General features: G+C 40.4%; 23 protein-coding genes. 13 read left to right on the top strand and 10 right to left on the bottom strand.

What is annotated here, in order from left to right:
- Positions 1 to 20: 20 nt before the first annotated feature.
- The 4 genes from NSS65_RS02105 to NSS65_RS02090 all read right to left on the bottom strand — a co-directional run bounded on the left by NSS65_RS02105 (position 21) and on the right by NSS65_RS02090 (position 4667).
- Positions 21 to 815, bottom strand: a complete 795-nt coding sequence (locus tag NSS65_RS02105) for an amino acid ABC transporter substrate-binding protein (RefSeq protein WP_061110643.1) — start codon at positions 813 to 815, stop codon at positions 21 to 23.
- A 21-nt stretch (positions 816 to 836) separates the two neighbouring features.
- A complete protein-coding gene (locus tag NSS65_RS02100; RefSeq protein ID WP_024427303.1) occupies positions 837 to 1340 on the bottom strand; it encodes a GNAT family N-acetyltransferase in 504 nt (167 codons plus the stop codon).
- A gap of 17 nt (positions 1341 to 1357) precedes the next feature.
- Positions 1358 to 2683: an LLM class flavin-dependent oxidoreductase gene (locus tag NSS65_RS02095; RefSeq protein WP_065215319.1), complete on the bottom strand. Its 1326-nt coding sequence runs from the start codon at positions 2681 to 2683 to the stop codon at positions 1358 to 1360.
- A gap of 196 nt (positions 2684 to 2879) precedes the next feature.
- The gene (locus NSS65_RS02090; protein ID WP_326136059.1) at positions 2880 to 4667 is read right to left on the bottom strand and encodes a right-handed parallel beta-helix repeat-containing protein; all 1788 of its coding nucleotides are present in this window, start codon (positions 4665 to 4667) and stop codon (positions 2880 to 2882) included.
- 263 nt (positions 4668 to 4930) lie between these two features.
- Between NSS65_RS02090 and NSS65_RS02085 the strand changes: the two genes are divergently transcribed.
- On the top strand, positions 4931 to 6424 hold the full coding sequence (locus NSS65_RS02085) for a peptide MFS transporter (protein ID WP_065215321.1): 1494 nt from the start codon (positions 4931 to 4933) through the stop codon (positions 6422 to 6424).
- Between the two features lie 46 nt (positions 6425 to 6470).
- Here the strand turns inward: NSS65_RS02085 and NSS65_RS02080 are convergent, their stop codons facing one another.
- Both NSS65_RS02080 and NSS65_RS02075 read right to left on the bottom strand, forming a co-directional pair.
- On the bottom strand, positions 6471 to 7862 hold the full coding sequence (locus tag NSS65_RS02080) for an amino acid permease (protein ID WP_061110673.1): 1392 nt from the start codon (positions 7860 to 7862) through the stop codon (positions 6471 to 6473).
- Positions 7863 to 8343: 481 nt separating this feature from the next.
- Positions 8344 to 8832: a dienelactone hydrolase family protein gene (locus NSS65_RS02075; protein WP_326254400.1), complete on the bottom strand. Its 489-nt coding sequence runs from the start codon at positions 8830 to 8832 to the stop codon at positions 8344 to 8346.
- Positions 8833 to 9145: 313 nt separating this feature from the next.
- Between NSS65_RS02075 and tcyA the strand changes: the two genes are divergently transcribed.
- The 3 genes from tcyA to NSS65_RS02060 are packed head-to-tail and all read left to right on the top strand — an operon-like array spanning position 9146 to position 11396.
- On the top strand, positions 9146 to 9961 hold the full coding sequence (gene tcyA / locus NSS65_RS02070; RefSeq protein WP_142946756.1) for a cystine ABC transporter substrate-binding lipoprotein TcyA: 816 nt from the start codon (positions 9146 to 9148) through the stop codon (positions 9959 to 9961).
- On the top strand, positions 9948 to 10640 hold the full coding sequence (locus tag NSS65_RS02065) for an amino acid ABC transporter permease (protein ID WP_024424286.1): 693 nt from the start codon (positions 9948 to 9950) through the stop codon (positions 10638 to 10640). Before tcyA ends, NSS65_RS02065 begins: the two co-directional genes overlap by 14 nt.
- 12 nt (positions 10641 to 10652) lie before the next feature.
- Positions 10653 to 11396: an amino acid ABC transporter ATP-binding protein gene (locus NSS65_RS02060; RefSeq protein ID WP_326254398.1), complete on the top strand. Its 744-nt coding sequence runs from the start codon at positions 10653 to 10655 to the stop codon at positions 11394 to 11396.
- Between the two features lie 40 nt (positions 11397 to 11436).
- Here NSS65_RS02060 and NSS65_RS02055 read toward each other — a convergent pair whose 3' ends face one another.
- The 3 genes from NSS65_RS02055 to NSS65_RS02045 form a co-directional block, all read right to left on the bottom strand.
- Positions 11437 to 11721, bottom strand: coding sequence for an AbrB/MazE/SpoVT family DNA-binding domain-containing protein (locus tag NSS65_RS02055; RefSeq protein ID WP_034283768.1), 285 nt, complete (start codon positions 11719 to 11721; stop codon positions 11437 to 11439).
- A 106-nt stretch (positions 11722 to 11827) separates the two neighbouring features.
- Positions 11828 to 12388 (bottom strand): class D sortase, encoded by a 561-nt coding sequence (locus tag NSS65_RS02050; protein WP_034283766.1) that lies wholly within the window; start codon positions 12386 to 12388, stop codon positions 11828 to 11830.
- Between the two features lie 6 nt (positions 12389 to 12394).
- Complete coding sequence (locus NSS65_RS02045) at positions 12395 to 15997, bottom strand: isopeptide-forming domain-containing fimbrial protein (RefSeq protein ID WP_326254397.1); 3603 nt, start codon at positions 15995 to 15997, stop codon at positions 12395 to 12397.
- A gap of 547 nt (positions 15998 to 16544) precedes the next feature.
- On the opposite strand from NSS65_RS02045, the gene NSS65_RS02040 reads away from it, so the two are divergent.
- The 3 genes from NSS65_RS02040 (at position 16545) to NSS65_RS02030 (ending at position 18524) form a co-directional block, all read left to right on the top strand.
- On the top strand, positions 16545 to 17189 hold the full coding sequence (locus tag NSS65_RS02040) for a YitT family protein (RefSeq protein ID WP_326254396.1): 645 nt from the start codon (positions 16545 to 16547) through the stop codon (positions 17187 to 17189).
- 401 nt (positions 17190 to 17590) lie between these two features.
- Positions 17591 to 17770, top strand: coding sequence for a hypothetical protein (locus tag NSS65_RS02035; protein WP_326254394.1), 180 nt, complete (start codon positions 17591 to 17593; stop codon positions 17768 to 17770).
- A 61-nt stretch (positions 17771 to 17831) separates the two neighbouring features.
- Positions 17832 to 18524 carry a 4'-phosphopantetheinyl transferase superfamily protein gene (locus NSS65_RS02030; protein WP_326254393.1) on the top strand — a complete coding sequence of 231 codons (693 nt, stop codon included), beginning with the start codon at positions 17832 to 17834 and terminating at the stop codon, positions 18522 to 18524.
- Here the strand turns inward: NSS65_RS02030 and NSS65_RS02025 are convergent.
- The gene (locus NSS65_RS02025) at positions 18521 to 19858 is read right to left on the bottom strand and encodes a PLP-dependent aminotransferase family protein (RefSeq protein ID WP_342467345.1); all 1338 of its coding nucleotides are present in this window, start codon (positions 19856 to 19858) and stop codon (positions 18521 to 18523) included. The genes NSS65_RS02030 and NSS65_RS02025 overlap by 4 nt on opposite strands.
- 130 nt (positions 19859 to 19988) lie before the next feature.
- Between NSS65_RS02025 and NSS65_RS02020 the strand changes: the two genes are divergently transcribed.
- The 6 genes from NSS65_RS02020 to NSS65_RS01995 all read left to right on the top strand — a co-directional run bounded on the left by NSS65_RS02020 (position 19989) and on the right by NSS65_RS01995 (position 24651).
- Positions 19989 to 20891 carry a DMT family transporter gene (locus NSS65_RS02020; RefSeq protein WP_342467344.1) on the top strand — a complete coding sequence of 301 codons (903 nt, stop codon included), beginning with the start codon at positions 19989 to 19991 and terminating at the stop codon, positions 20889 to 20891.
- Positions 20892 to 21114: 223 nt separating this feature from the next.
- Positions 21115 to 21414, top strand: coding sequence for a hypothetical protein (locus NSS65_RS02015; protein ID WP_024427284.1), 300 nt, complete (start codon positions 21115 to 21117; stop codon positions 21412 to 21414).
- 64 nt (positions 21415 to 21478) lie between these two features.
- Entirely contained in the window at positions 21479 to 22903 is a 1425-nt protein-coding gene (locus NSS65_RS02010; RefSeq protein ID WP_342467343.1) for a hypothetical protein, read from the top strand.
- Between the two features lie 8 nt (positions 22904 to 22911).
- Positions 22912 to 23601 carry an ABC transporter ATP-binding protein gene (locus NSS65_RS02005; protein WP_065215327.1) on the top strand — a complete coding sequence of 230 codons (690 nt, stop codon included), beginning with the start codon at positions 22912 to 22914 and terminating at the stop codon, positions 23599 to 23601.
- On the top strand, positions 23558 to 24091 hold the full coding sequence (locus tag NSS65_RS02000; protein ID WP_342467342.1) for a stage II sporulation protein M: 534 nt from the start codon (positions 23558 to 23560) through the stop codon (positions 24089 to 24091). The genes NSS65_RS02005 and NSS65_RS02000 overlap by 44 nt, the downstream gene beginning before the upstream one ends.
- A gap of 20 nt (positions 24092 to 24111) precedes the next feature.
- A complete protein-coding gene (locus tag NSS65_RS01995; protein ID WP_041116633.1) occupies positions 24112 to 24651 on the top strand; it encodes a hypothetical protein in 540 nt (179 codons plus the stop codon).
- Positions 24652 to 24659: the final 8 nt, after the last annotated feature.

Below are 24659 nucleotides of genomic sequence, written 5' to 3'. Positions count from 1 at the left end.
GCTCTTCACCGCCGCTGTCGTTATTTTTTAATTGGCACTGTGACATCGTCTTTGAAGTATTTCTCAGACAATTTCTTAAGTGTCCCGTCTTCTCTTAATTCTTTGATGGCTTTGTTAAATTCTTCTCTTAGTTTGTCATGCTTTTTATCTTTCGCAAATGGGTAGCCTACTTCTTCATATACAATTGGGTTGCCTACGATTTTCAGCGGCAGACCTGTTTTTTCAATTTGAGCAAGTAATACACTGCGTCCGTTGACATAAGCATCTACGCGGCCATTTGCCACTTCATTTAATACGCCGTCTTGCGTTTCATATGTTTTAATCTTAATTTTCTTGTCCGGGTCTTTGCTCTCTAAGTTTTTAGCATGGTTAGAGCCAAGAACCGCCGCCACTGTTTTTCCTTTTAAATCGTCAAGACCTTTGATGTCGTTGTTGTCTTTTTTCACGATGATTTGTGTTCCTGCGTAAGCGTACGTATCTGTAAAGTTAAATGTTTGTTTACGCTCGTCTGTGATGGCAACTTGGTTTGACACTGTATCGAGCTTACCAGACGTCAGCTGTCCCATCAGTCCGCTGAATTCACTCAGCTGCCAGTCTAGTTTGTAGCCAAGCTTTTTCGCAATGGCTTCTGTTACTTCAACATCGAATCCGACAAGCTTGCCATTGTCTTTATAAGCAAACGGATAGCTTTGTCCTGTAGCGCCTACTTTTAACACTTTTTCGTCTTTGCCTTCACTCTGATTGCCGCCGCCGCAAGCTGCTAAAACTGCCAGCATTGCTGCAAATAGAACGACTAGCCACTTTTTGTTTTTCATGTTTGTATACCCTTCTTCCTCTTATGGTTGTGTGATATCTGATCTTAATTGTTTTTTGAAATAAACCGTGATATGACCTTTGCCTAAATCTTTTTCTCCTGCTCTGACATAGCCTTTACGCTCATACATCTCTATCAGCCATGGATGCTTATCAGCTGTACCGAGCGACACGTACGGCACCTTCAGTGTATCCCTTAGCACTTCGGTTTCCACCCATTCCAGCAAGGCTGAGCCTGTGCCTTTTTTGGCGGCTGGTTCTGAGGCAAACCACCAGATATGAGGGACGCCGAACGGTCCTGGCTGCTCTCCCCAAGGCATACGGAGTGATAAGGTGGATAGAAGCTCTCCGTTTTCTTCCATCACATAGCAAAGATTCTTTTGTACATTTTTCTGAACGAGAGCGAAATCAGCATGTGCTGCTTGGAACTGGATGCCGAGCTCACGAATTGGCTCGTATGCTCTTGTTGTCAGTTCAAGCAGCGCCTCTATATCTGCCTCTGTTGCCAGACGAAACGTGTATCCCAACGTTAGTCACCTCACCCTTATATCGTGTAGCGATTTTTTGGCTCTGTTAATCCAAGATTTTCTCGTAAGGTTTGTCCTGTGTAATCAGTTTTGAATAAGCCTCGCTCCTGAAGGATTGGGACGACGCGGTCTACGAACACATCCAGCCCTTCTGGCAAGAGCGGCGGCATGACATTAAAGCCGTCTGCTGCTTCTTCACGAAGCCATGTTTCCATCACATCTGCCAGCTGCTGCGGCGTTCCAATGAAAATATTATGACCGCGTGAGCCGGCAACCGATTGATAGAGCTGGCGAATGGTCAGGTTATCCTTTCTCGCCATATTCATCACGAGATCAAAACGGCTTTTCACCGCATTTGACGTGCTCGGATCAATCTCTGGAAGCGGTCCGTCTAAAGGATACTGAGACAGATCAATCCCGCCTAAGTAATTTTGCAGAATGCTCAGTCCAATCTCAGGAACAATCAGCTCCTGTAATTCTTCATATTTCGCTTGGGCTTCTTCCTCTGTATCAGCAATGATCGGAAAGATACCCGGCATGATGCTGACGTCCTCTCTAGCACGGCCAGCAGCCTCTACTTTCCCCTTCAAGCTTTGATAAAATTCCTTCGCTTTATCGAGATCGTTTTGTGCAGTGAAAATGAGCTCTGCTGTTTTTGCTGCAAGCTTTTGGCCATCTTCAGAAGATCCTGCTTGAATGATCACGGGCTGCCCTTGCGGCGTGCGTGATACGTTGAGAGGACCTCTTACTGAGAAGAACTCACCTTTGTGCTGGAGCTCATGAAGCTTACTAGATTCGAAGAATTCTCCCGTTTCCTTGTTTCTGACAAGGGCGTCTTCCTCCCAAGAATCCCAGAGACCTTTGACGACCTCGACGAACTCTTCTGCCCGCTCATATCGTTTATGGTGTGCTAAATGCTCTTCTCCGCTAAAATTTTTCGCTGTTTCTTCAATAGAAGATGTGACCACATTCCATGCCGCTCTTCCGCCTGATAAATGATCAAGGGAGGCAAACTGCCTTGCAATATGGAAAGGCTCACTGTATGTAGTGGAAGCTGTTGCTGCTAAACCAATGGTTGAAGTAGACTCAGCAATAGATGAAAGCAGCGTGAGCGGTTCAAATCTTGTTAATACGTTCGGATGAGAGGTTTGATTAATGGATAAACTGTCGGCTAAAAAGAGCAAATCCAGCTTTCCTTCCTCTGCCTTTTTCGCTAATTGTTTAAAATAATCTAGATTCATGGCTGCGTCTGGTACTGCATTCGGATGTCTCCAAGAGGCAACGTGATGTCCAGTTCCTGCGATGAATACGCCTAGCTTGAGCTTCCTTTTCGGCTGTGACACTTGTTCTTCATCCTTTCTATATCCTACATGTATCAAACCGAAGTCCTTAGATACATTTTTCTGATTGAATTAATCGGTTTTATTAATAAAAAAAAGGGCAAATGTTGCGAAAAATGAAAAATAATTATTACTATATGCCCTTTTTACAGGATTGTCAACCGCCTTCTGAACCTCCAAAATAAGGGATTTCAAACACTCATGACGGTGTATCAATCTCAATATTTCCGATGAGCCTGTCTGTGGTATGTGTCACCAGTTGACTACGCTCCAGCATGTTGTGAGCGATGACAGAATGAGTGGAATTGGCGGTGCGGACGGCAATTGCTTTTTGAGGAGAAATATTGATGATGTTATTGCGCAGCACACGGGCTGAGGCGGCCTGGTCAATAAAGATCGCCGTCGGCTGTCCAATCGATCGATTTAAATAGAAACGGTTATCTCCAATTTGTGGTGAACCATTTTTAATATACATCACCACATATAAGGATGTTTCTTCAAAGGAATTATCTTTAATCTCTAATGCCCCCGTCGTGCTGCTGTATACAGCGTAGTTTTGATAGTGCTTAAAGCGATTATGCCAAATGAAAGCCTTTGCATTTCCAGTGACACTGATCGTATACGAAGACCCAAGCTCTGGATGTCCTTCTTGAATAAAGTGGTTGCCGTTGAGCCCAGCTTCCCCTTCCTGCACCCAGATTCCTCTGCTGAATTCTTTGAATTGATTGTGCTGGATCAGGATATTCGTTCCTCTCACCACGGCCGCATCGATAACAGAGTAGACCGTATTGTTTGAAAAGACGACACTATCCGATTGATAGATACGCAGCGAGGCGCTTCTTTTTCCGGTATTCGTTCCTGATTCAATATGGTTTCCTTCTATTAGAATACGATTCGCCATATAAACGGACACAGCCGCATCTTCAAAAAGACTAATCTTATTGCCTGTAATGTGAACGCTGTCTCCTCTCACATCAATTCCTTTTTCAAACCCCTCAATCATATTGCCAATAATCATTACATTGTTTTCCGTTTGGCCAAGTGAGACGCCTAAGCTCGTAATCCCTGCTTTTGTCACACCTCCTCCTACTGCACGAATCAAATTGTTGGCAATGATCGTTTCGGTGGAGAAGCCATAGGAGATACTGCTATCTGTATGATTGCCTTCAATGATCACACCATAGCCGTTAAAGTTATAGATGGAGCTTGCAGCACCTCCTCTGACGATGTTGTTGCGAATCTGAATATTCAGAGGCTCCTCCATATTAACGGCATTTTCTCCATAGCCTTCAATATCTATGCCCATTCTTGGCTCGACCCCATTTACTCCTGCTCTTTCCAAGAGACAATCCTCCACAATAACCCCATCACAGCCTGTAATCGAAATGTTGTTTCGTCTCGAATCTGTGATGGTGCAGCCAGAAATATCAATAGATGCAGCAGGCGAGTATGGTTCACCCTCTGTCAACAAACCGTGGGGACTGACAATGATGCCGTCTCCCGTACAATTTTTTATTTGGACATGATTGACCTCTACATGTGAGGCACCTTCAATACATATCCCAAAGCCCCATTCATGGGTTTTTCGTTCAGCGGGGAGCGGCTTGTATACATGCTCATGACGATCCCCTTCAATACGCCCGCCTCGGATGGTCACATGCTGAACCTTTCCTATATAAAAGGCTGCATACCCCCATGAATCATTTGGTTTTACCTTTATTACAGCGTCTGACGCCATCTCAATGCATATATGACTTGGCACCCGTATACCCGCACCTCGAAAAGGAAAAAATGAATCACCTCTGTACACCGCATCGATTAAATACGTGCCGCTCGGCAGCCAGACATGGGAATACCCCTGTGCTTTTGTCCATTCTAAACATTCATTAATCTTAGCTGTACAATCCGTTTTCCCATCAGCAATTACGCCAAAATCTAGTACATTGACAACAGGTTTTTTTAGATCAGCTTCATTCAATTCCCCCAACCTAAATCACTCCTTTTCACACATGTTCTCTCGTCATCCTATGCATGTGTAAAAGGTTTGCTTGTACATTACTTCAAATTTTAAATAAATTCTTTTGAAATAACTTTCAGATAATTTTCACTTCAATGAATTTTTCATTTTTTTGAGTCTTTACGCCTATTGAACTAACATTTTCCTGTTTTAGAATAGTTTTATATTGACACAAGAACTATACAAGAATATCATTTTTCTCATATCTCTTTTTTTAAGAAAGGATCTATGCCATGTCTACAATTGACCACGATAAAATTGTTAAAAGTGTTCCTCAAAAAGGGTTTTTTGGACATCCTAAAGGACTTTACACACTGTTTTTCACTGAATTTTGGGAGCGTTTCTCCTATTATGGCATGCGTGCACTGCTTATTTATTATATGTACACAGAGGTGACAAAAGGCGGTCTAGGCTTTGATCAGACGACAGCCAATTCGATCATGTCTGTCTACGGTGCGCTTGTCTATATGTCAGGAGTGATTGGCGGATGGCTCGCCGACCGGGTATTTGGATCATCCAGTACGGTCTTTTATGGCGGAGTTTTCATTATGCTTGGCCACGTGATTTTGGCTTTGCCAAGCGGAGCAACAGCGCTCTTTATTAGTATGGGACTGATTATTATCGGGACAGGTCTTCTCAAGCCAAACGTTTCAAACATTGTTGGCGACCTGTATACAAAAACAGACCCGCGCAGGGACTCTGGATTTAGTATTTTCTACATGGGGATCAATATGGGTGGCTTTATCTCTCCATTAATTGTCGGAACACTCGGTCAAAAAGTGAATTTCCACCTCGGGTTCTCACTTGCTGCCGTTGGGATGCTTGTTGGACTCATTACATTTGTGGTCACAAAAAAACCGAACCTTGGTCTTGCCGGCACGTATGTGACCAATCCATTATCAGCTGCCGAACGTAAGAACTTCAAAATTTACGGTTCATTAGTTGTGATTTTGCTTGCGATTTTTGCTGTCATTGGCATTCAAACAGGCGCACTCACAATTAATCTATTCACTTGGTTTGTCAGTGCCCTTGGTGTACTCATTCCAATTGTTTATTTCATTATCATGTATTTCAGTAAAAAGACGAGCGCAGTGGAACAATCCAGGGTTCTCGCTTATATTCCATTGTTCCTTGCTGCCGTGATGTTCTGGGCGATTCAAGAACAGGGCTCAAACATTTTAGCGACATATGCAGATCAACGAACAAACTTGAATTTCCTTGGGATGACACTAGCGTCTTCATGGTTCCAATCATTGAACCCAATCTTTATTGTGCTGCTGTCTCCAGTGTTTGCTTGGTTATGGGTCAGACTTGGGAAGAAACAGCCGTCTACCCCGATTAAGTTCTCACTCGGTCTTTTGTTTGCAGGGTTATCCTTCATCATCATGATCATTCCTGCATACATGTCCGGTCCAAACACACTTGTGAGCCCATTATGGCTCGTTCTGAGCTTCTTCCTCGTCGTGATCGGGGAGCTCTGCTTATCACCAGTTGGACTGTCAGCGACAACAAAGCTGGCCCCTGCTGCCTTCTCAGCGCAAACGATGAGTCTTTGGTTCCTTTCAAATGCGATGGCACAGGCGATCAATGCGCAAGTAGTCAAACTGTTTGATAAAGTGCCGGAAACCGTTTATTTCGGTATCATCGGATTCCTTGCCATCGTTTTATGCGGTGTGATGCTATTACTGACACCAGTGATTAAGAAAGCGATGAAAGGCGTTCATTGAATTAAAAAAAGAAGCCTCCCGATTGGGTTGGCTTCTTTTTGATGGTTTAAAACCGGATCTCGTCATCTCCATGGATTTGCAGCTTCAGCGGCTCACTTTGTGCCTGATGCTTTTTCACATAGCGGTGATAGACAACATATCCAATGATCATAAGCGGTACACCGACATATAGCCCGATGCGCTGCTCTTGATCAAAGGCAAGACTGACCAATACGATGGTATTCAGTGTAATTGCAATGATCGGCAGCACCGGATAAAGAGGCGTTTTAAATTTTAAGTTTTCCAGCTTTCCGCCTGCTTTCAAGTATTTTCTACGGAAAAGCAGCTGTGATAATGTAATCGTGATCCAGCCTGTCTGGGCACTCATGCCGGCAATGGACACGATCCAGGCAAATACCGTTTTCTCTGCAAAGAAGCCGGATAACAGCGAAATCCCTGTAAATAGGAAGGTGAGCAGTAAGGCATTCATCGGAATACCGCGCTGATTGACGCGTCTAAATGCTTTTCCTGCCATTCCTTCCTTCGATAAGGAATACAGCATTCTTGTTGATGCATACAAGCCAGAGTTCGCAACAGATAATAAAGCAATGATAATGACAAAGTTCATGATGTCTGCCGCAAAAGGAATGCCCGTTCTCTCAAACACAGTAACAAATGGGCTTTGCAGCACACTAGCTTCCTTCCAAGGCACCATACCCGCTAAGACAAAAATAGATAAGACGAAAAAGACAAGTGTACGCCATACGGTCTGATGGATCGAACGGGGAACGGTTTTCTCAGGGTTTTCACTTTCTCCTGCCGCAATCCCGATCAGCTCTGTTCCTTGAAATGAAAAATTCACTGTGATCATCGTAACCACAACAGCAAGCAGGCCATTTGGAAACAGCCCGTCATTCACAAAATGGCTGAAGTAAGGGGCGGGTTCACCGCTCGTTGTATCAATAAACCCAAACATCGCCGCTCCGCCTACGCCAATAAAGAGTAAAATTGCAATAATCTTAATGGTAGAAAAGAAAAATTCCGACTCCCCGAACGCTTTCGCTGACCGGGCATTTAATAAGAAAAGACAGAGTCCGAATACGAGACACCAAATCCACACATCCACTTGCGGGAGCCAGCGCCTCATCAGCTGCCCTGCTGATAAGAACTCAAGGGCAACCGTTGCTGCCCAGCCGAGCCAATAAATCCAGCCGACAGCAAAACCCGCTGCCGGGCTGACAAATTTCGTCGCATACGTATGAAACGACCCCGACACAGGAAGTGCAACAGACAGCTCCCCAAGACACAGCATGGTTAAATACATGATCAATCCGCCCACAATATATGAAAGAACGGCTCCGACCGGTCCTGCTTGTCCAATCGTATAGCCCGTTCCTAAGAAAAAGCCTGTCCCAATGACACCGCCAAGTGAAATCATAAATAAATGGCGGGAGGTCATCGCCCTTTTCAATTGTTCAGGCTGATTTTGTCCAACATCCACAATGATGCCCTCCTTCTTCTAAGATGCTCTGTTATCAAAACATGTCTCCATGTGATTCATTCCATTTTCAAAACAACCTACTAATTATACATCTTTTATAATAAATATGCTTCCTTCTATGGTCACTGTCTCAAAGTCTTTATTTTAGTAATGTTCGCACAACTATGTGGTGGATCAAACCATTTGATAGGATGCCATATATCTAAAATATTGCACAAAAAAACCAGCATGAAACTTTATCGTTGCACACTGGTTTCGTTTCATTCTTTTCGAGTCTCATTTTAGACAGTTCTTATGATCACTTTTGTCACAAGTCATTCTGCTTTTAGCAAACACACTTTGATAAATTCATCTATTTCTTGAAAGCAGTGATTTTTAGATTCAGCGTGAAAAGCCGCAGAATAAGGATTGGCGAATCCATGCTCTCCCTCTACTATTGTCACGCAAAGCTTTTTCTTTTTCTCCAAAACACTCGCAATCTCCCTGGGATGAAAGGATGCTTCGATCTCCGGGAAAAATAACAGCTTTTGCAGGCGGGCGCAAGATCGACGTCATCTCTGATCCTTGAACCATAAAATCCAATAACTCCTCTAAACAGCTGATCATTTTGGCTGCATCGCCAGGCAATTGTTGCCCCCACACTAAAACCTAGCAGAAATATATCTATCGCGGCATTCTTCGTCTTTAACTCTTTTGCCAGATTCAGTACACTCTTTACCGGCTTATCAAAACCAACTTTATTCATAAAGTAGTCGTAAGCCTCATTTTCACTGACATAAGGGAAGTGCTTCGCCTGTCCCAATAAATGAGGACAATAAACCTCAAATCCAGCTTTGTCGAAATAATGGATCATACTCTTCATATGATCATTTATTCCGTATATTTCGTGTATTAAGATCATGACAGGTTTTTGTTTCGATGTATGCAAATGTTCACACTTCCCTTTTGTTTCTTAGAAGTCAATTGAATCGATTGGAAAATTTCGTTGGGATGATCATAGCATATTTTACCCGAATCGTTTATCTAACGTTCCACCAATCAAATCATCTTAATCATCTTGAACTTGTGTATGGTTTTATTCACCTTTTAACTTGGGTATAGTTCTATCGTTTGTCCGTTCGACCGTTTGAGGGCATAAAGTTGGTGAGATTCGCTCAAGCTAGTTTCAAATGCTTTACTTTTAGGTTGCTTCTCTGTAAGATCATATGTTGTAAATACCAACAAGAAAAGTGGGGAATAAAATGAAAAAAATGTTCTTTGCCATTATGTTAGGCGTTTGTGTTGCATTGATCACGGCATGTGGATCTGGTGCAAGCGACAACGCGAATAAACAATCTGGGTCTAAGGAATCAGGAGACCTATGGAAATCCATTCAGGATAAAGGTGTATTAACCATCGGAACAGAGGGTACTTATGCTCCTTTCACCTTCCATGACAAAAAGACAGATAAATTAACTGGCTATGATGTAGAAGTCATCACAGAAGTAGCAAAACGTCTTGACTTAAAACCTGAATTCAAAGAAACACAATGGGACAGTATGTTTGCTGGACTGAATGCAAAACGTTTTGACGTGGTAGCGAACCAAGTTGGGAAAACTGGACGTGAAAATCAATACGATTTCTCTGATAAATATACGACATCTCAAGCTATTGTTGTGACAAAATCAGATAACAACGACATCAAGAAACTATCTGATGTGAAAGGCAAAAAAGCAGCACAATCATTAACAAGTAACTACAATAAACTAGCAACAGATGCTGGCGCTAAGATTGAAGGCGTTGAAGGTCTTGCACAATCCATTCAATTGATTCAGCAAGGACGTGCTGATCTGACGTTCAATGACAAATTGGCTGTATTGAATTACTTGAAAACAAGCGGTAACAAAAACCTAAAAGTTGCATTTGAAACAGGAGATCCTCAAGAAACGTATTTCGCATTCAGAAAAGGCAGCGGCGAAGTCGTTGACAAAGTGAATGGCGCATTAAAAGAAATGAAAAAAGACGGTACACTCGCTAAGATTTCTAAGAAATGGTTTGGTGAAGATGTTACAAAATAACATCCTAGGAGTCGTCATTCCTTGGGATCTTCTTCAGCAATCTTTTTGGCCAATGGTGATGCAGGGGATTTATTATACAATTCCCCTCGCCATCATTGCCTTTATTATTGGTATTTTTATCGCGCTTGTGACAGCTCTTGCTAGAATGTCTAAAATTAAAGCCCTCAGATGGATTTTCTCCATCTATGTGTCGGCCGTTCGCGGAACGCCGCTTTTTGTGCAATTGTTTATTATTTTCTATTTCTTTCCGACATTTAATATCACACTGGATCCATATCCAAGTGCCATTATTGCTTTTTCTTTAAACGTAGGTGCGTATGCGTCGGAAATTATCCGTGCATCCGTCCTGTCTGTTCCAAAAGGACAATGGGAAGCAGGTTATTCCATTGGGATGACACATCGCAAAACGCTCGTCCGCGTGATTTTACCGCAGGCTGTACGTGTATCGATTCCACCGCTTTCTAATTCATTCATTAGTTTGGTGAAGGATACATCCCTTGCCTCCCAAATTCTCGTGGCAGAGATGTTCCGTAAATCACAGGAGATTGCTGCGGCGAACTTGGATCAGATCTTGTTTATTTATATGGAAGCAGCCCTCATCTATTGGGTATTCTGCTTCATTCTATCGCTCGTTCAGCATCAAATTGAAAAACGACTTGATCGATATGTCGCAAGGTAAGGAGGGAACGACATGCTAACAGTCAAAGGCTTAAAGAAATCCTTTGGTGAAAATGAGATTTTAAAGTCGATTGATTTTTCGATCAACAAAGGGCAGGTTGTGGCCATCCTCGGTCCATCTGGTTCAGGAAAAACAACGATGCTTCGCTGTTTAAATGCACTTGAAATACCAAATGGCGGCTCCTTTACCTTCGATGATTTCTCGATTGATTTTTCGAAAAAAAATAAATCAGCTGATCTGCTGAAGCTACGCCGGAAATCAGGAATGGTGTTTCAGGATTATCACCTGTTTCCTCACCGTACAGTGCTTGAAAATGTGATGGAAGGCCCTGTCCAAGTGCAGCGCCGTCCAAAGGAAACGGTTCGAAAAGAAGCCATTCAGCTCTTGCAAAAGGTCGGTCTGGAAGATAAAAAGGATCTGTATCCATTCCAGCTCTCAGGCGGTCAAAAGCAGCGTGTCGGGATTGCCCGTGCACTTGCCATTCAGCCAGAGCTCATGCTTTTTGATGAACCTACCTCTGCGCTTGACCCTGAGCTAGTCGGAGAAGTCTTAAAGGTCATGAAGGATCTAGCGAAGGAAGGCTGGACCATGGCGGTTGTCACACATGAAATCAAGTTTGCCCAAGAAGTAGCAGACGAAGTGATTTTTATTGATGGCGGCATCATCGTCGAACAAGGTCCTCCAGAGGAAATCTTCAAACGACCAAAGGAAGAACGAACAAAACAATTCTTAAACCGGATTTTGAATCCAGTATGATGAAAAAAGGCTGTTCTCACGTGGTGAGGACAGCCTTTTTTTATATCTCTTTTTGCAGGCGAAGCGCCAGTAAATCCTGCAGGAGAAGTCTCGCTCCCTCTGGACTGATGACCACCCCGCCGGATAGCACCTTATTGGAGTTTGTCACTTCCCCTGTGACGATACAAGGTTTATCCTGCCAATATGGCTTCATCACAATTTGGTCTTCTTCTCGATAAATCTCCATAAAATCTTGCGGAAGAATTTTTAGCCGTTTTCTTATATCTGTCGGAAGAACAATTCTTCCAAAGTTATCTATATATCTTACATAGTCTTGATTTAACAAATTGACCCCCCTCCTGCATCTCTAGATATAGGCAATTCCCTCTTTATCAAGGAATGAAGTACTTTAATCGGTTAGTGAAAGGATAAGTTGCAGGCTGATCCAGTGCTTAAACACGCTTTCCATATATGATATATCTGTTTGGTGCAGGACCAATGAAAGAAAAAGGATAGCATGTTGTCAGGACAAGTTCTTCCTTTTCCTGTTGTAGTGTAATAATACTTTGATCATCTTTTTTTACAATCTTTGTTTTCTCAATTTCATAGGTAAACCGACCGTATGAAAGCTCAATGACGAGTTGATCCCCTTTCACAAGTTCTCCTGTTCGTCTAAACACAGTATCACGATGCCCAGATAAAACGATTTGTCCCTGTTCATTTGGTAAATTGCTCTCATGATAATGACCAACACCCTTTGCCAAGTCCTCTGCTTCTGTTCCTTCTACAATTGGTAACTCAGCGTTTAACTTTGGAATGTGTAAGAGTCCAATGGTTTCACCAGCCTTTGGAACAAAAGGGGAATCCGTTTCCCCCTTTTGCTGAATAGCTGCTTGTGCAGACTGGAAAGATTGATCTACTTGCCTTTGTCCATCAACGATTCTTATATATCCTATGATCACAAGACAAATACCTGCTGTAATCAATAGAGTTGAGATGATTTTTTGAACCATGGACGATTATCCGTTTCTTTTTCTTCTTTTCCATACAATAAGGGATGCACCTATTAATACAAGGGCAAATCCTGCTAGTAAAAGGTTGTACATTGCTGTTGCAGTATTTGGAAGATGATGACCAGGTGTATCCTGTTGTGGCTCAGAAGGTTGATCTGGATTTGCTGGGACTTCTGGTACATTTGGTGGTTCTACTGTCGTTGAGTTTTCAGGTTTGTCAGGCTCATCTACATTCTCACCCTTCACGACTCCGATATTTTGAATGGTTTTCCCTTCAGATCCTTTGGCAGCCTTCGCTTCAAAGGTCACGGTATGCCAGTCGGTATCTTTGATATCGCCGAATTGAGCGGTGACTGTGCCTTTTGTGTAATCTCCGTTATCGTCATCTTTTGCATCTGTGGCAGCTTGTCCATCTACTTTTAACGACCCTTCGACATATTCAAGACCTTCTGGCAGTTTATCTGCGATCACTAAGTCTTTGATGACACTGTCTTCTACATTATTTTTTGTTTTGATCGTGTAAAGAAGGGTGTCGCCTACTTGTACTTCTTTTTCATCGGTATTGCCTTCTGCTTTTTGAGAGATTTCTGATGTTTTTTCTGATTCAAGCTTTGGATCTCTTGGATCAATGTTTGTTTCGGTTGTTGGTTCGTCTGGCGGTGTATTATCGCCTGTTACTTTGGCTGTGTTTTGAATGCTTTTACCTGATTGGCCTTTAGCAATCTTCGCTTCAAAGGTCACTGTATGCCAGTCGGTATCTTTGATATCGCCGAATTGAGCGGTGACTGTACCTTTTGTGTAGTCTCCGTTGTCATCATCTTTTGCATCTGTGACGGCTTGACCATCTACTTTTAGTGAACCTTCGACATATTGAAGACCTTCTGGCAGTTCATCAGAAATCACGAGATTGTTGACGATGCTGTCTTCTTCAAGATTCTTTGTTTTGATCGTATAAAGCAGGGTATCGCCTACCTGTGGTGTCTTTTTATCTTTGTTGCCTTCTGCCTTTTTCTGAATACTTGCAGCCTTTTCTGATGCTAGTTTTGGTTCACGAGGATAAATTTCTGTTTTCGTTGTTGGATCATCTGGCGGCGTGTTTTCGCCAGTTACTTCAGCTGTGTTTTGAATGTCTTGACCAGCCTGTCCCTTTTCAACTGTCACTTCAAACGTCACAGTATGCCAGTCCGTGTCCTTCACATCACCAAAAGAACCTGTAACCTTTCCATCTGTGTAGTCACCGCTATCGTCGTCTTTCACATCTGTGACAGATTCCCCATCAATTTGAAGGGACCCGGTGACATACTTCAACCCTTTTGGTAATTGATCTGAAATCACTAGATTTTCAACAAGACTGTCTTCTACCGTGTTTTTTGTTTTAATTGTATAAAGCAGGGTATCGCCTACTTCTGGGTGTTTCTCATCTTTGTTACCTTCTGCTTTTTTCTGCAAAACCGCTGATTTTTCTGATTCAAGCTTTGGATCACGCGGATAGATTTCTGTTTTTGTTGTCGGCTTATCTGGCGGTGTGTTGCCGCCTGTGACATTGGCTGTATTTTGAATGTCTTTGCCTGATTGTCCTTTTTCAACCGTCACTTCAAACGTCACGGTATGCCAATCTGTATCCTTAATGTCGCCAAATTGTCCTGAGATGGTTCCGTTTGTAAAGTCTCCGTTATCGTCATCCTTTGCGTCTGTGACTGCATCTCCATTCACCTGAAGTGAATTCTGTACATATGCCAATCCTTCCGGCAGTTCATCTGAGATCACTAAGTTTTCAACGAGACTGTCTTCTATCGTATTCTTTGTTTTAATTGTATAAAGCAGGGTATCGCCTACTTCTGGGTGTTTCTCATCTTTGTTACCTTCTGCTTTTTTCTGTAAAACTGCTGATTTTTCAGAAGTCAGCTTTGGGTTACGCGGATAGATTTCTGTTTTTGTTGTCGGCTCGTCTGGCGGTGTGTTGCCGCTTGTGACATTAGCTGTATTTTGAATATCTTTGCCTGCCTGACCTTTGTCAACCGACACTTCAAACGTCACTGTATGCCATTTCGCATCTTTCACTTCACCGAACGTCCCAGTGACAGTTCCGTCTGTCATATCCCCGTTGTCATCATCTTTTACATCTGTGACTGGATTTCCATCTACCTGAAGTGAATTTGGTACATATGATAACCCTTGAGGTAACTTGTCAGAAATCACAAGATCTTCAATGACGCTGTCTTCAATCGCATTACGGGCTTGAATGGTATACAGTAATGTGTCGCCTACTTCTGGATGCTTCTCATCTGTGTTACCTTCTGCTTTTTTCTGTAAGACCGCTGATTTTTTTGATTCAAGCTTTGGGTCACGCGGGTAAATTTCTATATTTGTTGTTGGTTCATCCGGAGGTGCGTTTTCCCCTTTGACATTCGCGGTATTTTGAATATCTTTGCCTGCCTGACCTTTGCCTACCGTCGCTTCAAATGTCACTGTGTGCCAATCGGTATCTTTCACGTCACCTATTTGACCTGAAACAGTGCCGTTTGTATAATCACCTTTGTCTTGATCTTTTGCATCTGTTACGCTCGTTCCATCCACCTTAAGAGACCCTGAAACATACGTTAAGCTGCTTGGCAGCTTATCTGATATGATCAGATTTTTGACAATACCATATTGCACGGTATTTTTTGCTTTAATTGTATAAAGTAACGTGTCGCCTACTTCTGGATGCTTCTCATCTGTGTTGCCCTCTGCTTTTTTCTGTAAAACAACTGATTTTTCCGATTCAAGCTCTGGAGGATATGGATCAAATTCTGGCTTAACCCGCGAAGCTAAATCGTAAGATAATGAATCACCTACAGTGCCCATATATGTTGTACTTAATGTTTTCGCATCAAGTGTAAAAAGAGTGGAATGGCCAATGGAGTCATTTAATCCTGACTGTAATAGCATTTGTCCATTGGGCAAAAAGCTAATCCCCCGAACGCCTCCGTCAATCGTTTTACCATCTGCATTTTTAATCGGAATGACACGAATGACTTCTGCTGTATCAGGGTTCATTTGCGCAATGGCCCCACTGCCATTTGATGCGAACCAAAGATAGCCGTCCTTATCAACGACAAGATCTCCGCCAACGCCAGACCCAATGTCATATCCGACAATTTTTTTAGACGATTTTTGACCCGTAGCTAAATCGTATGTTCCAAGGAAATACTCACCATTAGAAGCATAAGAATAGATATATTTATCTTGATACACAACGGCATTAGAAGCACCTTCTGGTAATTGGGTTACGCTCTCTGCTTGCCCTGATGTCGCATTTATTTTATATAGAGTAGGGGTCGTGCTATTTGCAGTTGCATACACAACATTTTCTCGATCACTTACAGCAACACCATTCACTGCACCCATATCGATTCCTTTCACCTCTACACTAGCTTTTACATTTGTTGGATTATTTCCATCGAGCTGCTGAAGAACCAGTGGCCTACTCCCAATAATATAAGAATCCGTGTTATTGACAACAACCGTCCCAGCGGCTTTCGTAACAGCTGGTGAGACCGTTAATAGATTTCCAACGATCAGCACCAATATAAGAAATAATTGACTCGTTCTTTTTAATAAGTTCATTCTTTGACCTCCCCTTTTTCTCGCTTCATATCGTAATGGTATGTACCAGTTCACCTCCCACACTTTGGTAAAGAATATCAGTAACATTTCAAATGCCTCAACATGACTAAATGACTATTTTCGACAAAAATAGTCATTTAGTAACATACACTTCTCGATGTTTGATTCACCTATGTTTTTTCCAATAAAATGACCTTTTTTATCGTATACCTCCGCATTTCCCTTTTCCTCCAAACAGGTCTAATGACATGATTTATATACAATCTCTTCTATTTAGAGATAATTATTCTTTAATTGGTTGTAGATTATTTTTTTTGGAAAAATATATTGAATTATTTTCTTTTTTTCTTAAAATGAGGAAATTAATGGCTTCTTTTGCTAAAAAAAACAATCCGAAAGTCTTGCTGCCTGTTTTGATGTTCTGACCCTTACAATTCGACAAAATTCTTTTTTTGAAGTAAGCGATTACAATTGAGCAAAGCCATTTAAAGGGGAGTGAGAGTATGTTACGATGGAAATCGAGTGTTTAAGAAAGAAGGGAATGCTTTTGAAGCGGGAACATCTTTTACGTTGGTTTTTTTATTTTGTTGGATTGATCGTATTAGCTTTTGGACTATCGCTGACAGTGAAAGGGAAGATCCTTGGGATTGGTCCTTGGGACGCTTTCCACTACGGACTGTTTCAGCATTTTGGACTCACAATTGGACAATGGTCCATTATCATTGGTGCACTCATTGTGACACTGACTTCTATTTTTACGAAATCATTTCCAAAGATCGGCGCTTTACTGAACATGGTGCTGATTGGTATGTTTATAGATTTCTTTAATGCGGTATTGCCTGCACCACACGGGTATTTACCCGCTTTATATGTGTTTATTACGGGCGTTGTGGTTTCAGGGTATGGTGTTGGCATTTATGTCTCAGCGAATCTTGGCGCCGGGCCAAGGGATTCATTAATGCTGCTCATCTCAGCGAAAACAGGATTGAACGTGCAGTGGGTGCGAAATGGCATTGAGTTAACAGTGCTTTTATTTGCATGGATGCTCGGTGGACCGATTGGCGTTGGCACAATTCTGACGGCTATTTTTACAGGTCTCGTCCTTCGATTTTCCTTGCCGCAATCGACACGGCTCCTACATCTGCTTATTACAAAAACAGCAGAGAAACCTGTCCAGACGCTTATCCGATAAGAACAAGCCATTCTACAAAAAGAATGGCTTTTCTTGTGTTAAAATGAATAAACAGAATATTCTATTATTTAGGATGAGACCTCATACAGCTTTTCCACTATCATTAGTGGACACCATTTGTTGAAAAAAACGAGCAGCCGACCTTTCGCATCGTCCAAATGAGAAAGGGACAAATCAATATCACTTTCGGTTATAGTAAAAAAGTCCCTTTTGATCATATTGGCTTTCTTGTCTCAGACAAAGAAAGCTAATATGATGAGCTGCTTTCACAGGCAAAAGAGCTCAACTGGCCGGTCCAAGAAGGAGAACGAAGAACGTTCCTTTCAACACCTCTTCGTTTAAGACTTGAATTACAGCGGCGTACAGATGTCATTGAGACCGGGAACGCTACGCTTCAAGCCATGACAATTGCTGTTCCTGATTTGTCACAGACACCTAAAGTCGATCAGCTGCTATCACCTTTGCATCAGCCCATTCACTGGCAAAAAGGAGAACGGCTTTCCCTGCTTGACGTGATCATGACGGATGTTGATGGAGTTGATACAACTGATCCGAATGGTGTTCACATCGTAAATCGTTAATGGACCCTTTTGCACGCCGCTCTCCAATGGTACAATCAATGTAAAAAATTAGAGGTTTGTTATGAAGATATTTGCTATTCAATTACAACACTTAGATGAAATTGATGCACGACAACAAATAGATCGTCTGAAACCCTTTGTTTCAGCTGAAAAGCGTGCTGCCGCTGAACGCTTTCGTTTTTTGATCGACGCAAGAAGGACCTTGTTAGGTGAAGTGCTGGTTCGTCAAACGATCCATGATATGTACGAGCTGCCTATGGACCAGATCGTTTTTGAAACAGAGGGCAATGGCAAGCCTATCGTCCGGCAGCTTCCTTCTTTTCATTTTAATCTTTCTCACTCTGGCGATTGGGTCGTTTGCGCAGTAGATGATGCACCTGTGGGCATTGATATTGAGGAAATCAAGCCTATTGATCTGGCGATTGCCAAACGATTTTTTTCAGCGGATGAATATCAGGATTTACTCTCACAGCCGGCAGAACGGCAGGAAGCCTATTTCTTTCATCTTTGGTCAATGAAGGAGGCCTTTATCAAGCTGACTGGAAAAGGATTATCCTATGGGCTTTCGTCCTTTACAGCCCGTCTGTCAGAGGATGGACAGGCTGCGTTAACATTACCTGATCATGAAGCGCCTTGCTTTGTTCAAACATACTCACTTGACCCTGCCTACCAAATGGCGGTATGCACACGAAAACCTGCTGCGGCTGAAAGCGTTGAGAGACTCACTTGCAGCGATGTACTGTCCCGCCTTTAATAACGCGTGCTTTGCTGAAATACCGTCTTTAATAGATCGACTCCGCGTGTGATCTGCTCTTCTTTCACCTGCCAAATGTTCAGCTGAAGAATGGGGTCCTTTTGATAGGCCGACAGGTAATAACGGTCAATTGGCTGAATGGAAACAGATGTTTTTTTCAGCTGCTGAATAATCTGGTTCATGGGAATCGACCGGTCGACACGTAAATGTGTATGGGTAGCCGGCTCCTGTTCTCCCAGCTGATAAGCGCTCTGATCATTTTTTAAACTTGCCACGAGCTGCTTGGAGCGGTTTCGATAGGTCGCCCGCATCCTGTCTCTATGCCGCTCAAACATCCCGCTTTTTAAATATATTTCTAAGGCTGCCTGGGACAGCATGGAGCTGTCGATATCAATCAGCCGTTTGTGTTCGCTAAAAGGCCGAATCAGTTCTTCAGGTAAGACGACCGCTCCTGTTCGCAGCCCCGGAAAAATGATTTTAGAAAAGCTTTTCAAATAAATGACCTTTCCAGCCTGATCGTACGAGTAGATCGGGTCTCTTTTTGTGTCGAATTCTAAATCTGCTATATAATCATCCTCAACAATGTAGACATCATATTTCTCAGCAAGGGCTGCAATCGCTCTTTTTTCTCGTTTTGATAAACTCGTTCCAAGCGGGTTTTGAAATCTTGGCATCGTATAGAAAAAACGAATCTCCTCTTCTCGAAAGATACGCTCTAATTCGATAAGATCGATCCCTTTTTCCGTCCGCTGAATTCCGCGCACAGGCAATTGATTTTTCTCTAAATATTGGAGATATAAGTGATAACCCGGCTGTTCGACTAGTATGGTTTGTTTTCCATTCGGAAAAGGAATGGTGCTTAAAATGGATAAAGCGAGCTGAATACCAGAGGTCATGACGATCTGTTCTGGATGAGCAAACACTTGATAATCCATTAATCGCTTTGAAATGACTGGCAGCAGCGATGGTAAGCCGTTGGCTGTGCCGTAAATAAATAAGTCATTTTGATATAAATCGATCGCTTGGTTGATGCAGTGCTGGAAATCGACATATGGAAACACAACGGGATCAGGTGCAGATGAAGCAAAATCAATCCATGTGCCGTCCTGCTTGTCTGCTCGCTGCTTCGTTTTCACGACATAATAACCGCTTCTTTCTACAGAATACAGCAGATGTTCACGCTCCAATGTATCCAGCGCCTTGATGACAGTGCTTTTACTCACTGCATATTGAGCCGCTAAGTGGCGAATGGATGGAATTTTCATCCCAGCACTGTACTCACCAGAATCCATTTTTTCTTTTAAGCTCAAGACAAGCTGATCATATTTCCTCACACCTTTTCCTCCTTGTACCGGTACAGATATCACGTTCTCTTATTGTACACGTTAGATGATCCGATTACGATAGAAGAACAGAACCGGTCAATTCATTTGAAGCATGCATGCTCATGTAAGGAGTCACGTTGTGAATATGTCAAAACAAAAAGCGTATGCTGCTGCGATCGCATACGCCTCTATCATTGGTTTTTCCTTTTTGTTTGTCAAAATAGCATTAGAATCAGCAAACCCAATCGATTTATTGGCACACCGCTTTACCGTTTCTTTTGCTGCCGCTCTATTGCTGTATCCGTTTCTACGAAAAAAGTATCGCATATCCATTCAATGGCGTGATCTCATTTATATCGTACCGTTTTCCTTGCTTTATCCTGTTTTGTTCTTTGCTTTTCAAGTGTGGGGATTGATGTATACATCTTCTTCAGAGGCTGGCATCATTCAAGCGACGATTCCCATTCTGACAATGCTGCTGGCAGCCTGGTTTTTAAAGGAACGTGCGACATGGATACAAGTGCTGTTTACCTTTCTTTCTGTGTGCGGGGTGATGCTTCTCTTTGTCATGAAGGGAATTGATGTCAAGCATTCTCACTTCATCGGCTATGTGCTGATTTTACTTTCAGCCCTGTCATCCAGTGCATATAGTGTGTTTGCCAGAGTGATTACAAAACGATTCCATGTGATCGAACTCACCTTTGTGATGACCTTCTTTGGCTTTGTCTTTTTCAATGCCGCCGCGCTTACCCGGCATTCGATCAATGGGTCATTGCCGGAGTTTTTCAGTCCATTTACAGAAGCATCCTTTGTATGGTCGATGCTCTTTTTAGGTATTCTTTCATCTCTTCTTACCGCATATTTATCAAACTATGCACTCTCGCAGCTAGAAGCGGCAAAGGTCAGCATCTTTAACAATTTATCCGCGTTTATCACGGTCGCCGCCGGGGTTCTCATTTTACACGAAACGATTGATTGGTATCATCTCATCGGAGGGGTGCTGGTGATTGGCGGGAATGTGGTGAAGAAACAGCATTCATAAGTAAAAGCGGCCTCATTAAAGAGGGCCGCTTTTCTTATTGTCTTATTAATTGTTGATTGTTTTGTATAATCCTAAAAAGCTTCTTTTTTCGTCCAAATTAAATATCATATTAACTACTAAATCTTTCGTTACAGAGAAATAAAATACAGTATAAAAAACCCATTTATTAAATATCCTTTTTTTGTATAATATGGGCATATAAGCAAGGGAGGGGGTGTTCATTATGGAATTGAGTTTAAAAAATAGATTTTTTGCAATTGTAGGCTTGAGTCTTATTTTCACTCTAACTTTGACAACTATGATTTTATTGACTCTTGAACCAGTTACACCTTTTGCAAATCTAGTAGCAAACTATCCTCAAATACCTGGCTGGGCTATAACTTCTGTTAGTGCAATTCTAAATGCTGCAGGTACAGTGGGTGCTGTTGCTGCTGTCTTAGGTACTTTTGGACTTGGTGCTATTGCTTCTCTGGTCATTAGTTATGCTAGAAAATACGGAGTGAAATACGCTATTTCTTTCTAAAAAAGATTTAATAGAGAAGGTGTAACAGCCTTCTCTATACACCTTTAAAATGGAAGTGTTGTAAATGCATAAATATTTAACATATACAAAAATCTTGTTAATCAATGATTTAAGAAGACATCATCGAAAAAATGCTCTCATTTTTGTATTTTTTGCTTTTTTATACATAATAACACCACTATTACTAGGTATATTAACTCCTTTTTTCGTTAAGGATTTATCAATAATTTATTTATCGCTGTTTATATTTATGTTTACAGTTAATATTGATAAGAGTTTGATGAGAATACTTTTCTCCTCTGATAAAAAACAGATGGCTATTTTAAAAGTTCATCTAGATCAATATATTTTCGGCAAAGATATGAGTAAGTTTTTCAGCACTATTGTGGGTGTATTATTTTTCATTTTAGGGTCTTACTTAGCAAATTTAATTATAAATGGGTACGAGGGATCTTTTACAATAGCAGCTCTGGCCGCCACTTCTTTTATTTTTGGTTACTTACTTAGATTACACGTCTTGTTGCTACTTTCTAATCCAAAGTTTTTCTCAATTTCATCGAGCATTGGTTATATAACTACAGGCCTCATTGCTCTATGGGTATTCACTGTATTTAGATTCAATTTATTAACAAATTCTTTATCTAGTTATTCAATATATTTTATTTTAATCTTCACATTCATTAGTTTATTGTTATTGATGAATTGGAAGAAAAATGTTTGTAATGTACCAATTTTTAATTCCCAAAAAGAATTACAAGAAAAACGAAAAAGAACATCTAGAGAGTTTAATCATATCTTGTTTTATGAAATTACACTTCTCTTGAGAAATCCTCCTATTCAATGGTCAGTATTATTATTTATATTAACATTATCTGGGGGGTTATTTGGTCTCATTCTTTATGGTGTTAATACAAATCAACTTGAAACATTGAATATAGAAAATGATTTTTTATTTATTTTTAGTGTAATTTTTCCAATGATTATTATATCGAATGCCATACAACCATATGTCTCTTTTGATATTGATGGCCCCATTCTTCCTTTGAAACAGAATCTACCTAACTTAGTGAAAAATAAAATTAAAAATAAGATTATTTTATCTATTATATTACACTTGTTTTTTTGTATTTTATATATCATTTTTTCAAGTTTTGTATTAAAACTAGATCAGCCTTTTTACGTGATGATTACTTTAATAAACACTTGCATTCTCGTCAGTATTTGTACTGTCGGTTCTACTGTTGTATTTCCTTATTTTAATTGGGAATTTGTTTATCAAGTTCCAAGTTCTCTTAGTAAATTGACTTTAAATATTTGTTATGGTTTCATTCTAGCTTTATCAGTGATTTCCTCATACAGCACAGTATATCTCATTTTAACAAATTCTGTTATGGCTGCTTGTTCATTCCTCATTTTATTTTTAATGATTAAATTTTGGGATAGAACAATCAATAAAAACTACAAATCATTTAAAACATTATTTGAGTGAGGGATTGTATGTTATCAATTCATGGTCTAATTAAAGAATACAAAGAGTCTAACTTTAAAGTTATGATCCCTGAGATGCATTTCCAAGAGGGTAGAATAATCGGACTATTAGGTAAAAATGGTGCTGGAAAAACGACTATTTTAGAAATGGTAGCTGGATTAATAAATCCTGATGAAGGTCAAATATTAATAAATCATAAAAAGCAAAATTTTTCTTCTGTCGGATATATGGAAGACGATCCAACTCTATTTGAAAACTTAACCTGTTTTGAACTTGTAAAATATCAATCTATGCTTGTAGAAGAACCTTTAGAAAATGGACAAATCAAGGATTTATTGAGCAAATATGGATTAGAAGAGCAAATTCACCGCCGTTCCTCTGCTCTTTCAAGAGGCATGAGACAAAGAATGTCTTTTATTTTAACAATATTACATCATCCAAACATTATTTTATTAGATGAGCCATTTACAGGTCTTGATCCTACAAACATGGCTGACATGAAAAAACATTTAAGAAATTTCAGAGATGCCAACAAAATCATTTTGCTCTCCACACATATCATTCAATTTGCTGCAGACTTATGTGATGAAATCCTTTTTATTGATAATGGTAGTATTATTCACTCAGAAAAAAAATCTTCAGGAGTGACTTTTCATGAAGATCAACTCGAAAAGAAATTTTTTGAAAAATTATCTTAAAAATTTTTCAGTTTTTATCATACTATTTTTAGGAGGTTTTAGTTTAAGTATTTTTGCTTCAACATTTATAGATAGTATAGAATTTAAAAACAACATCGAGATTCATAGCTATCAAGAAATTTTTTTTAATAACCTTTTTGTGTCACTCCTAATATTAATATCTGGAATAGTTAGTTTAGGGTTGTTATCTAGCATGATTATTTTTCTAAATGGTTTTTTCCTAGGTGCATTTTTTATATCGTATACCTATATATATGGAATTGATATAGCATTATACTATATTATTTTCCACGCTCCGATGGAGATTGTCGGTTTGTTCCTTTTTTATTTTGTCTCTTTTGATATATCAAGACAGATTATAGGATATATCATATCTAAAAACAAAATTTCATTTAAAACAAAAGGGAAAATCTATGCTAGTCAGCTTATAACCGGCGTTTTCTTATTATTTATTGCTTCGATGATTGAATTTTATTTTATAAAAATTTGATATTGTTAAAGGGTGCTATTATGAAAAAACACATTTTATTAGTATGTATGCTTTCTGGTATAATAGCTTTCATCCTTTCTATAATAAAAATGGATGAAATAAACAAAAACCTACTGGAACTACAACTTGATGGGAATCAAGATGTAATTGAAGTTAGTAAGTGGATAGGTATTTCACTTGCTGTGATTGGAGAAATATTCAAGCCAATGGTTGAGGTTTTATTTTTTTCATTAGTCATTTTTTTAAGTTTTATCATTTTCGGAATAAAAGATTCCTATAAAAATATTTTTAAAAAAGGGATATTAGCTTACTATTACATTTTGCTAGGCAACTTGATTGTTATTATTTTATACCTACTAAAAGTATCTAATGCTGAACGAACGATTACACTTCCATTTTTATGGAACATCAATATTTTCGTCATAGTATCATTTAGTGTGTGGTGCTATTCTTACGTAAAAAATCAAGAAAATAGAAGCTATAAATTTTTCATTCCTTTCGTTTTATTATTCTTATTTTCATTAGCCATATCAGCGTTTTCAAGTATGATTCCTCAGTAAAAAACGAC

Source organism: Bacillus sp. FSL K6-1006 (assembly GCF_038593175.1).
In the GTDB taxonomy this organism is placed as follows: Bacteria; Bacillota; Bacilli; order Bacillales; family Bacillaceae; genus Bacillus; species Bacillus safensis.
Note: the sequence above shows the minus strand (reverse complement) of the source record. Positions and strands in the feature narration are given on the sequence as shown.

What these genes read in the sequence shown, in the direction of transcription:
- NSS65_RS02105 (WP_061110643.1), bottom strand. Translation starts at nt 815, where the DNA reads ATGAAAAACAAAAAGTGGCTAGTCGTTCTATTTGCAGCAATGCTGGCA.
- NSS65_RS02085 (WP_065215321.1), top strand. Translation starts at nt 4,931, where the DNA reads ATGTCTACAATTGACCACGATAAAATTGTTAAAAGTGTTCCTCAAAAA.
- NSS65_RS02080 (WP_061110673.1), bottom strand. Translation starts at nt 7,862, where the DNA reads ATGACCTCCCGCCATTTATTTATGATTTCACTTGGCGGTGTCATTGGG.
- tcyA (WP_142946756.1), top strand. Translation starts at nt 9,146, where the DNA reads ATGAAAAAAATGTTCTTTGCCATTATGTTAGGCGTTTGTGTTGCATTG.
- NSS65_RS02065 (WP_024424286.1), top strand. Translation starts at nt 9,948, where the DNA reads ATGTTACAAAATAACATCCTAGGAGTCGTCATTCCTTGGGATCTTCTT.
- NSS65_RS02060 (WP_326254398.1), top strand. Translation starts at nt 10,653, where the DNA reads ATGCTAACAGTCAAAGGCTTAAAGAAATCCTTTGGTGAAAATGAGATT.
- NSS65_RS02050 (WP_034283766.1), bottom strand. Translation starts at nt 12,388, where the DNA reads ATGGTTCAAAAAATCATCTCAACTCTATTGATTACAGCAGGTATTTGT.
- NSS65_RS02045 (WP_326254397.1), bottom strand. Translation starts at nt 15,997, where the DNA reads ATGAACTTATTAAAAAGAACGAGTCAATTATTTCTTATATTGGTGCTG.
- NSS65_RS02035 (WP_326254394.1), top strand. Translation starts at nt 17,591, where the DNA reads ATGACAATTGCTGTTCCTGATTTGTCACAGACACCTAAAGTCGATCAG.
- NSS65_RS02030 (WP_326254393.1), top strand. Translation starts at nt 17,832, where the DNA reads ATGAAGATATTTGCTATTCAATTACAACACTTAGATGAAATTGATGCA.
- NSS65_RS02015 (WP_024427284.1), top strand. Translation starts at nt 21,115, where the DNA reads ATGGAATTGAGTTTAAAAAATAGATTTTTTGCAATTGTAGGCTTGAGT.
- NSS65_RS02010 (WP_342467343.1), top strand. Translation starts at nt 21,479, where the DNA reads ATGCATAAATATTTAACATATACAAAAATCTTGTTAATCAATGATTTA.
- NSS65_RS02005 (WP_065215327.1), top strand. Translation starts at nt 22,912, where the DNA reads ATGTTATCAATTCATGGTCTAATTAAAGAATACAAAGAGTCTAACTTT.
- NSS65_RS02000 (WP_342467342.1), top strand. Translation starts at nt 23,558, where the DNA reads ATGAAGATCAACTCGAAAAGAAATTTTTTGAAAAATTATCTTAAAAAT.
- NSS65_RS01995 (WP_041116633.1), top strand. Translation starts at nt 24,112, where the DNA reads ATGAAAAAACACATTTTATTAGTATGTATGCTTTCTGGTATAATAGCT.